Annotated in this window: 9 protein-coding genes; 4 read left to right on the top strand and 5 right to left on the bottom strand. The window is 58.9% G+C overall.

All coding sequences use genetic code 11. The annotated features are described in order from the left end of the window. Nucleotides 1–6: 6 nt before the first annotated feature. The 5 genes from KHQ28_RS23620 to KHQ28_RS23640 all read right to left on the bottom strand — a co-directional run bounded on the left by KHQ28_RS23620 (nucleotide 7) and on the right by KHQ28_RS23640 (nucleotide 5626). Nucleotides 7–813 carry an ABC transporter permease gene (locus KHQ28_RS23620; protein ID WP_004143773.1) on the bottom strand — a complete coding sequence of 269 codons (807 nt, stop codon included), beginning with the start codon at nucleotides 811–813 and terminating at the stop codon, nucleotides 7–9. Next, nucleotides 803–1732, bottom strand: coding sequence for an ABC transporter permease (locus tag KHQ28_RS23625; RefSeq protein ID WP_004189770.1), 930 nt, complete (start codon nucleotides 1730–1732; stop codon nucleotides 803–805). The genes KHQ28_RS23620 and KHQ28_RS23625 overlap by 11 nt, the downstream gene beginning before the upstream one ends. A gap of 1 nt (nucleotide 1733) precedes the next feature. After that, nucleotides 1734–2747, bottom strand: a complete 1014-nt coding sequence (locus tag KHQ28_RS23630) for an ABC transporter ATP-binding protein (RefSeq protein ID WP_004151215.1) — start codon at nucleotides 2745–2747, stop codon at nucleotides 1734–1736. A 16-nt stretch (nucleotides 2748–2763) separates the two neighbouring features. Beyond that, the gene (gene ydcS, locus KHQ28_RS23635) at nucleotides 2764–3909 is read right to left on the bottom strand and encodes a putative ABC transporter substrate-binding protein YdcS (RefSeq protein ID WP_002907384.1); all 1146 of its coding nucleotides are present in this window, start codon (nucleotides 3907–3909) and stop codon (nucleotides 2764–2766) included. Nucleotides 3910–4213: 304 nt separating this feature from the next. Next, complete coding sequence (locus KHQ28_RS23640; RefSeq protein ID WP_004175937.1) at nucleotides 4214–5626, bottom strand: PLP-dependent aminotransferase family protein; 1413 nt, start codon at nucleotides 5624–5626, stop codon at nucleotides 4214–4216. Nucleotides 5627–6313: 687 nt separating this feature from the next. On the opposite strand from KHQ28_RS23640, the gene KHQ28_RS23645 reads away from it, so the two are divergent. From KHQ28_RS23645 to KHQ28_RS23660, 4 genes are all read left to right on the top strand, one after another. Further along, the gene (locus KHQ28_RS23645) at nucleotides 6314–7711 is read left to right on the top strand and encodes a cytochrome ubiquinol oxidase subunit I (RefSeq protein WP_055314429.1); all 1398 of its coding nucleotides are present in this window, start codon (nucleotides 6314–6316) and stop codon (nucleotides 7709–7711) included. After that, nucleotides 7711–8721, top strand: coding sequence for a cytochrome d ubiquinol oxidase subunit II (gene cydB / locus KHQ28_RS23650; protein ID WP_020324774.1), 1011 nt, complete (start codon nucleotides 7711–7713; stop codon nucleotides 8719–8721). The genes KHQ28_RS23645 and cydB overlap by 1 nt, the downstream gene beginning before the upstream one ends. Next, a complete protein-coding gene (locus tag KHQ28_RS23655) occupies nucleotides 8721–8846 on the top strand; it encodes a DUF2474 domain-containing protein (protein WP_002907461.1) in 126 nt (41 codons plus the stop codon). The genes cydB and KHQ28_RS23655 overlap by 1 nt, the downstream gene beginning before the upstream one ends. A 96-nt stretch (nucleotides 8847–8942) precedes the next feature. Next, nucleotides 8943–9227: a hypothetical protein gene (locus KHQ28_RS23660; protein ID WP_004214982.1), complete on the top strand. Its 285-nt coding sequence runs from the start codon at nucleotides 8943–8945 to the stop codon at nucleotides 9225–9227. Nucleotides 9228–9349: the final 122 nt, after the last annotated feature.

The raw sequence follows: 9349 nt of genomic DNA on the forward strand, positions 1-9349 counted from the left end.
ATGGTTTTATTTCCCGTTTCCGGCGTCGTTATCGCCGTCGCGGGTGAGCCACCAGGCCCCTAAGATTGGTATCGTCGTTACCAGCATCACCAACAGCGCGACAACGTTGGTGACGGGCACATCTCGCGGCCGCCCCAGCTGATTCAGCAACCACAGCGGCAAGGTGCGTTCATGCCCCGCGGTAAAAGTGGTAACGATAATTTCATCAAACGACAGAGCGAATGCCAGCATTCCCCCCGCCAGCAGCGCCGACCCCAGATTGGGCAGCACTACGTAACGAAAGGTCTGCCAACCGGTAGCGCCTAAATCCATCGAGGCTTCCACCATACTCCACGAAGTCCGGCGGAAGCGGGCGATGACGTTGTTAAACACCACCACCACGCAGAAGGTCGCGTGCCCCACCACGATCGTCAGCAGGCCAGGCTCAAGGCCGACCGCTTTGAACGCCGTCAGGAGCGCCAGGCCGGTAATGATCCCCGGCAGGGCGATAGGCAGCAGCAGCAGTAGCGACACCGCATTTTTGCCAAAAAAGGCGCTGCGCCACAGGGCTCCTGCAGCCAGCGTGCCAAGCACTAAGGCAATGGCGGTCGACAGGGCGGCGATCTTAAGTGACAGCGTCACTGCCTGCAGAATGTCGCTGCGCCCGGCCGCCTCGCTGAACCAGCGCAGCGTCAGCCCCTGCGGCGGAAAGCTAAAAGCTGCATCTTCCGTATTAAAAGCATAGATGGCGATAATCAGCAGCGGAAAGTGGAGGAATATCACCCCGCCCCAGGTCGCCAGTCGCAGATACCAGGGCGCGCGTTCAGAGTGCATCGAAGGCTCCCAGACGTTTCACGAACGCCAGATAGAGGGCAATCAAGACGATAGGCACCAGGGTAAACGCCGCCGCCATCGGCATATTGCCGATCGCCCCCTGCTGCGAGTAAACCATATTGCCGATAAAGTATCCCGGCGGGCCCACCAGCTGCGGCACGATAAAGTCGCCTAGCGTCAGCGAAAAGGTGAAGATCGACCCAGCAGCGATGCCGGGAATGGCTAGCGGCAGCACCACGTAGCGAAAGGTCTGCCGCGGGGCCGCGCCGAGATCGGCCGAGGCCTGTAGCAACGATCCCGGAATACGCTCCAGCGCCGCCTGCACCGGCAGGATCATAAACGGCAGCCAGATGTAGACGAACACCAGAAAGCGTCCAAGGCCGGAGGTGGACAAGGTATTGCCGCCAACCGCCGGGACGCTCAACAGCGCGTTCAGCGCCCCCTCCAGTCCAAGATGACCGAGGAACCACTGCGCCACGCCATCTTTCGCCAGCAGCAGCACCCACGCATAGGCTTTGACGATATAGCTGGCCCACATTGGCAGCATGACCGCGATATAAAAGAAGGCCTTCATTTTGCCGCTGGTGTAGCGCGCCATATACCAGGCCATCGGCAGCGCCAGCAGCGCGCTGGCCAGCGTGACGCACAGCGCCATCACCAGGGTCCGCACAATAATGTCGTAGTTGGCAGGGTTGAACAGCGCCCGCAGGTTAGCTAGCGTGAAGTCGCTGGTCACCGACATGGTGAAGTCGTCAAAGGTATAAATGCTCTGCCACAGCAGGGTCAGCAGCGATCCCAGATAGACGATGCCAAACCACATCAGCGGCCCGAGCAGCAGTAAAAACAGGCCCAGCGCCGGTCGGCGCCAGAAGATCCCCGATATGCGCCCGGTCTGCGCAGGAATTATTGCCATGGTCATCTCAGCCTCCGCTTTCCAGCGGGGTCATCGCCGAGCGCGACCATGACGCCTGTACTATTTGCCCGGTTCGCGGAACGCTGGCCGCCGCAGCGCCATCGATGTTGGCCTGGCTGACCAGCAGTTTGTCGCCATCCGCGAGGCGGAGCTCGATCCGCGTCGCCGCCCCCTGATACTGCACCGCCTGCACCACACCCTGCACCTGCACCTCGCCGCCGCCCTGCAGGCGAACATGCTCCGGACGCAGCGACCAGCTGCCCGCCATCCCGCACAATCGTCGGGCCGCCTCGGCTGCAAAAACGTTGGCGGTGCCGACAAAACCGGCCACAAATGCGGTCCTGGGGTGCAGATAGAGATCCTGCGGGGCATCCACCTGCTCAATGCGCCCGTTGTTAAACACCGCCACGCGATCCGACATCGACAGCGCTTCGCTCTGGTCGTGGGTCACGAAGATGAAGGTGATCCCCAGCGACTGCTGCAGCTTTTTCAGCTCCACCTGCATCTGCTCGCGTAGTTTCAAATCCAGGGCGCCCAGCGGCTCATCGAGCAGCAGCACCCGCGGCTGGTTCACCAGCGCCCGGGCAATCGCGACCCGCTGCCGCTGGCCGCCGGAGAGCTGGGAGGGCTTGCGATGATGAGCAAAGCCAAGGGCCACCTTCTCCAGCGCCTCCTGGGCGCGGGCATGGCGCGCTTTCTTCGCCATGCCTTTGACCATCAGGCCGTAGGCGACGTTGTCAAGGATCGACATGTGGGGAAATAGCGCGTAGTCCTGGAACACGGTATTCACATCCCGCTGCCAGGGCGGCAGTTCGCTGGCCGGCTGACCAAAGATATGGATGGTTCCGCCGGAGAGCTGCTCAAAACCGGCAATCAGCCGCAGGCAGGTGGTTTTACCCGAGCCGGACGGACCCAGCATCGAGAAAAATTCTCCATCGCGTATGCCAATGCTAACCCCATCCACCGCCCGCACATCGCCATACAGGCGCGATACATTCTGGAACTCGACCGCGTACGTCATTGTTTGCCTCCGATCCTTAGCGGCCGCCCATTATCGCAATATAGTCCTGAGTCCAGCGGCTATAGGGCACGTATTTCCCGCCTTCCGCAACCGGCGTTTTCCAGAAGTGAATGCGGTTAAACTGCTCATAGCCGTTGGTCTCACAGCCTTTATCACCGAGCAGCGCGCTGGCTTTACAGCCCTCAGGCACCACCGGCAGCGAACCGAACCAGGCCGCCACATCGCCCTGCACCTTCGGCGTGAGCGACCAGTTCATCCATTTATAGGCGCAGACCGGGTGCTTCGCCTCGCTGTGCAGCATGGTGGTATCCGCCCAGCCGGTTACCCCCTCCTTCGGGAACACGGTGGCGACCGGCTGGCCTTCCGCCTTCAGGCCGTTGGCTTGATAGGGCCACGAACTGGAGGCGGCTACCCCTTCGTTTTTGAAGTCGTTCATCTGTACGGTGGCGTCATGCCAGTAGCGATGGATCAGCGGTTGCTGGTCGCGCAGGACTTTCAGCACCGCGTTGTACTGGGTTTCGGTCAGTTGATAGGGGTCTTCGATCCCCAGCTGCGGCTGGGTGGCTTTGACAAACAGCGCGGCGTCGGCGATATAGATCGGGCCATCATAGGCCTGCACCCGCCCCTGGTTGGTTTTACCATCCGGTAGATCCTGCTTGACGAACACCACGCGCCAGCTGTCCGGCGGCGTCGGGAATACGCGGGTGTTGTACATCAGCAGGTTCGGCCCCCACTGATACGGCGTGCCATAGACTTTACCGCCGACGTTAAACCACGCCCCCTTCGCAATACGCGGATCAAGGGAGCCCCAGCCGGCAATCAGCGCCGTGTTGATCGGCTGCACGCGTTTGCCCATGATCAGGCGCAGCGAAGCATCACCCGAGGCGGTGACCAGATCGTAGCCACCTTTGGCCATCAGACTGACCATCTCGTCAGAGGTGGCAGCGGTTTTGACATTAACCTGGCAACCGGTGTCCTTTTCGAACTGACTCACCCAGTCGTACTGTTTGTCGGTCTGACCGCGTTCGATATATCCCGGCCAGGCAATAATATCGAGCCGCCCTTCCGGTTTATCCAGCGAGGTGAGCGGCTCTGCCGCCTGAACGGTCAAACAAGCCATACCCAGCACATAAAGGCTGCAACGGGCAATTTTTTTGCTCATCAGGTGTTACTCCTGTCACAAAGGAATTAGCGGCAGCCGTGCCGTAAAAATATCTCCTGAAATAAGGGTAGTCAGCGGATTAACGCCCCCAGGGGAATTTATTCAGGTTGTGACCCGGGACGCATTACGTAAAAATCGCCAACACAAGCAGGACTTTATGGATTATAGACAACGAGTTAGGGAATTAGGAGGGGTATGCATATTTCCTATGGTGAGCGCCGGTAAAATAATGACCGGCCTCGATAAAAATCCTCTTTCGCTTATTTTCGCAGAATGTTTATGATGAGAAAAATAAACGACAGGGTCAGGCAAGCTGTTCGCGAATAAGCTCCCCCAGGCGCTTCACCCCCTGCTCTTCGCGTTCCCCCCAGCCCCAGGCGGTATTAAAACGGAAAAACGAGGTCCAGCTGTCGGAGGTGGAGAACATTTTCCCTGGGGCAATGCTGATGTGCGACGCCAGCGCCCGGGCGCTAAGTGCGCTAGCGTCGGCCCCTTCCGGTAGTTCGATCCACAGAAAGTAGCCGCTGTCGCTGTGGTGGACGACGACCTCCGGCGGCAGATGGCGCAGCAGCGCCTGCCAGGCCTGCTGTTTACGCTCCGCCAGCTGACGACGTAGACGGCGCAGGTGGGCGTCATAGCGCTTGGTGGACAGGTAATCCACCAGGGCTAACTGCATCGGCGAACTGGTGGAAAGCGTACTCATCAGCTGGAGCTGCTGGATCCGCCGCGCCTGTTTGCCGGCCGCCACCCAGCCGATACGAAAGCCGGGTACCAGACATTTTGAGAACGAGCTGCAGTGCAGCGTCATCTCCTGGCGATCCCAGAACTTCGCCGGTAACGGCTTTTCGCGGCCAAAATAGAGCTCGCTATAGACATCATCTTCGATCAACATCACGTTATAGCGCGCCAGCAGCGCCACCAGCGCCGCTTTTTTTTCAGCGCTGAGGGTGAAGCCGAGCGGATTCTGGCCGTTGGTCATCAGCCAGCAGGCCTTCACCGGATAGTTTTGCAGGGCCGCCTCCAGCGCCGTCAGATCAATGCCTTCCCTGACGTCAGTGGCCACCGACAATGCTTTCAAACGCAGCCTCTCCAGCGCCTGCAGGGCGCCGTAGAAGCAGGGGTTTTCCACCACCACCCAGTCTCCCGGCTCGGTCACCGCCTGCAGGCTGAGGTTAAGCGCCTCCAGCGCCCCGGCGGTGATGACGATCTCGTCCGGCGAGACGTTCATCCCCTGCAGGGCATAGCGACGGGCAATGGCATGCCGAAGTTCTGCATTGCCCGGCGGCAGATTCTCAATGACGCTCATGGCGGTGGCGGTTTTACTCACCTGCGCCAGCGAGCGGTTGAGCTGCTGCAGCGGGAAGAGACGCGGGTCCGGAAAGGCCGAGGCAAAGGGCAGCATCGACGCCTGGCGGCTGGCCTGGAGCACCTCAAAGATATAGGTATTGATATCGACGGCTTCATCGCGAGTGACCTGGGCAGGCGGCGCCGGCTGGCGAAGCTTCACCGGCTGGGGGGCAACATAATAACCCGACTGCGGACGGGCGACGATGCGCCCCTGGCTTTCCAGCAGCTGATAGGCATGGCTGACGGTCATAAAGCTCATGCCGCTGCTGATCACCTGCTCGCGCAGCGACGGCAGCCGATCTCCAGGCAACCAGACGCCAAGGGCGATCTGCTCGGTCAGTTGCTGCGCCAACTGTTGATACTTTTTCATTGCGGCCGTCCCCGTACGATAACGTCCCATTATCATATATCAGTTATAAAAAAATCATAGTTTCCTGTAACTGTTATATCTGCAGCGGCGGCCGCGTCGCCGTGATAGCACGGGATGGGTTTAAAATATCACCACCCAGAATAGCGAGATTAAAACAAACCAGAAGATAATCATTACGCCAAGCGTAATGCACAGACTCTGTAATCCTTTTTCAGACATTGGCATTCCCTTTTATTTATTCCCGAGCTCATACAGTACAAATTAGCCGCGGAGCCGACAATTTATTATTATTTAATTTACGATTAACCGGCTCAGCGTTTTTACTTATTCTCATACTAATGAGTGATAATAAATCAGAGTAAAAATCCGTGGCGGATTTCGTAAGCCAAAATATGAGCTACGGCGGGTGGTAAGGATATATTATGCCGACCAGGTGACTACGCCATACCGGCGGCAGGGCCGCGTAGCCAGCCGTTAGCAATAACATGACAGACAGCGGAATAGACGCCTAATCACCTTCCGCAGGGATTAATCAAGGTTGCGCAAGGATATTTTCTCGCTCTGGCAACAGCTGAAAAATCATAACAGCGGCCAACTGTTATGATAAAAAATGGCGTGACTGCCTCTGCCCCTCAGTCGTCACTCCACCTAAAATTGCGCTGAATCAATTTTGTTGTGGAGTCCTGCATGTTCGGTCTTGATGCATTCCATCTGGCGCGAGTTCAATTCGCTTTTACGGTCTCATTTCATATTATCTTCCCCGCCATTACTATTGGGCTGGCCAGCTATCTGGCGGTGCTCGAAGGCTTATGGCTAAAAACAAAAAATCCCGTCTGGCGCTCGCTGTACCATTTCTGGTCGAAGATTTTCGCCGTCAACTTCGGTATGGGGGTCGTTTCCGGGCTGGTGATGGCCTACCAGTTCGGCACCAACTGGAGCGGTTTCTCACAGTTTGCAGGCAGCATAACCGGCCCTCTGCTGACCTATGAAGTCCTGACGGCGTTCTTTCTGGAAGCGGGCTTCCTCGGGGTGATGCTTTTCGGCTGGAACCGCGTGGGGCCGGGGCTGCACTTTTTCGCCACCTGCATGGTGGCGCTGGGTACTATCATCTCCACCTTCTGGATCCTCGCCTCTAACAGCTGGATGCAGACCCCGCAGGGGTTTGAGATCGTTGATGGCCAGGTCGTGCCCGTCGACTGGCTGGCGGTGATCTTTAATCCGTCGTTCCCCTACCGATTATTGCATATGACAGTAGCGGCATTTCTCAGTAGCGCGCTGTTTGTCGGCGCCTCGGCGGCCTGGCATCTGCTGCGCGGCAATCAGTCGTCGGCGATCCGTAAGATGTTCTCGATGGCGCTATGGATGACGCTGCTGGTCGCCCCCGTCCAGGCGCTGATCGGCGATATGCATGGCCTGAATACCCTGAAGCACCAGCCGGCGAAAATCGCCGCCATTGAGGGGCACTGGGAAAATCCGCCGGGTGAGCCAACGCCGTTGCTGCTGTTTGGCTGGCCCGATATGGACCAGGAGCGCACCCGCTACGGGCTTGAGATACCGGCCCTGGGCAGCCTGATCCTCACCCATAGTCTTGATAAACAGGTGCCGGCGTTGAAAGAGTTCGCTCCTGAGGAGCGCCCGAATTCTACTGTGGTGTTCTGGTCATTTCGCCTGATGGCCGGGCTAGGCATGTTGATGCTGCTGCTGGGCGTGCTGGCCCTGTGGCTGCGTCGCGGCGACCGGCTATACCACTCGCGGCCGTTTCTGCGTTTTGCCCTGTGGATGGGGCCATCCGGCCTGATCGCTATTCTCGCCGGCTGGGTGACCACCGAGGTGGGCCGCCAACCCTGGGTGGTGTATGGCGTTCAGCGCACCGCCGATGCCGTTTCCGCTCATGGCGATCTGCATATGTCGGTCAGTTTATTGACCTTTATCGTAGTGTACAGCGCCGTCTTCGGCGTCGGCTACAGCTATATGCTGCGCCTGATCCGCAAGGGGCCGCAGGAGATGCTCCCGGCGACAACCGGTACGCCAGCCCGCCCGCTGTCCGCCGCCACTGAAGGTTATCTGCAGAAGGAGTCCCGCTAATGGGTATCGAATTATCGGTGATCTGGTTCGTGATTATCGTCTTTGCCACGCTGATGTACATCGTCATGGATGGCTTTGATCTGGGCATCGGCCTGCTGTTCAGCACGGTGCGGGGCGGCGGGGATCGCGACGTAATGGTCAACAGCGTCGCGCCGGTATGGGATGGCAATGAAACCTGGCTGGTGCTAGGCGGCGCCGGCCTGTTTGGCGCCTTTCCTCTCGCCTACGCGGTGATCATCGACGCCCTGTCGATCCCCCTGACCCTGATGCTGATCGGCCTGATTTTTCGCGGCGTCGCCTTTGAGTTTCGCTTCCAGGCCACGCCATCGCACCGGCCATTCTGGGATCGCGCCTTTTTTGGCGGCTCCCTGCTGGCAACGTTCAGCCAGGGCGTGGTGGTCGGGGCGGTGATCAACGGTTTCACCGTCAGCGGTCGCGCCTTCAGCGGCGGCATGTTTGACTGGCTGACCCCGTTCAGCCTGTTCTGCGGACTCGGACTGTGCGTGGCCTATGCGCTGCTCGGCGCCACCTGGCTGGTGATGAAAAGTGAAGGCGCGCTGCAGCAGAGAATGCGCAGCGCATCGCGGCAGTTGCTGGGTGCCCTGCTGGTGGTGTTTGCCGTCATCAGCCTGTGGACTCCGCTGGCGCACCCGGCGATTGCTGCCCGCTGGTTCAGCCTGCCGAATCTCTATTTCCTGCTGCCGGTGCCGCTGCTGGTGATCCTCGTTAGCGGCTGGCTGTGGCGCACGCTGCATCAGCGCGACCGCCATGTTTCGCCCTTCACGCTGACGCTGGGCCTGGTCTTTCTCGGCTTCAGCGGACTGGGGATCAGCATCTGGCCGCATATTATCCCGCCGGCCATCACGCTGTGGCAGGCTGCCGCTCCCCCGCAAAGCCAGGGCTTTATGCTGGTGGGCGCCCTGCTGATTATTCCGGTCATTCTTGGCTACACCTGCTGGAGCTATTACGTGTTCCGCGGCAAAGTTCAGCCCGGGGAGGGATATCACTGATGCATACTGCCTGGCCTAAACGTCTGCTGTGGCTGATCGCGCTCTGGGGAGGCAGCGTACTGACGCTGGCCGCCATTAGCCTGCTGTTTCGCCTGCTGATGACCGCCGCAGGGCTAAAAGTCTGAGGGTGGATGCAGAGAGGTCCGAAAAGGGACTTCTCCATCTTATCTTCACTTTTGCCTGATGAAATACGGCGATACATCTGAAGAAAGGATATTGCTATGAAGAAGTTAGCTTTACTGTACGCCGTAATGACGCTGGGAATGTCGTCATGGGCTTTTGCTGCCGACAACCCGCCGCCGCCGCCGGAAAAAGGCGCGCAGCATCAGGGTAAACCGCCGGTGAAAAACGGCCAACACGATGGTAAGCAAGCGCAATACAACAGCAAACAGCCACAACGAGACGGTAAACAGCCGCAACACGATGGTAAACAGCCGCCGCACAACGGCAAGCAGCCGCCAAAAGGGAGCGAGCACAGCGGGAAACCGCTGCCGCCGAAAGCGTAACACTCTGGCCTGGCCTTCCGCGTCAGGCCTTTTTTCATCCTTCGTCAGCCATCGTTGACAAACTCTTGCCGTTCTTTGAGATGCCCGAAAAAAAGCCTGCATTGCGCCTGACATAGTATGTC

The sequence above is a fragment of the Klebsiella sp. 28 genome (genome assembly GCF_018223905.1).
GTDB classification, from domain to species: domain Bacteria; phylum Pseudomonadota; class Gammaproteobacteria; order Enterobacterales; family Enterobacteriaceae; genus Klebsiella; species Klebsiella pneumoniae.

Excerpts from the sequence above, each read along its gene's own strand:
- KHQ28_RS23630 (WP_004151215.1), bottom strand. The coding sequence starts at position 2,747 with ATGACGTACGCGGTCGAGTTCCAGAATGTATCGCGCCTGTATGGCGAT.
- KHQ28_RS23655 (WP_002907461.1), top strand. The coding sequence starts at position 8,721 with ATGCATACTGCCTGGCCTAAACGTCTGCTGTGGCTGATCGCGCTCTGG.
- KHQ28_RS23660 (WP_004214982.1), top strand. The coding sequence starts at position 8,943 with ATGAAGAAGTTAGCTTTACTGTACGCCGTAATGACGCTGGGAATGTCG.
- ydcS (WP_002907384.1), bottom strand. The coding sequence starts at position 3,909 with ATGAGCAAAAAAATTGCCCGTTGCAGCCTTTATGTGCTGGGTATGGCT.
- cydB (WP_020324774.1), top strand. The coding sequence starts at position 7,711 with ATGGGTATCGAATTATCGGTGATCTGGTTCGTGATTATCGTCTTTGCC.
- KHQ28_RS23645 (WP_055314429.1), top strand. The coding sequence starts at position 6,314 with ATGTTCGGTCTTGATGCATTCCATCTGGCGCGAGTTCAATTCGCTTTT.
- KHQ28_RS23640 (WP_004175937.1), bottom strand. The coding sequence starts at position 5,626 with ATGAAAAAGTATCAACAGTTGGCGCAGCAACTGACCGAGCAGATCGCC.
- KHQ28_RS23620 (WP_004143773.1), bottom strand. The coding sequence starts at position 813 with ATGCACTCTGAACGCGCGCCCTGGTATCTGCGACTGGCGACCTGGGGC.
- KHQ28_RS23625 (WP_004189770.1), bottom strand. The coding sequence starts at position 1,732 with ATGACCATGGCAATAATTCCTGCGCAGACCGGGCGCATATCGGGGATC.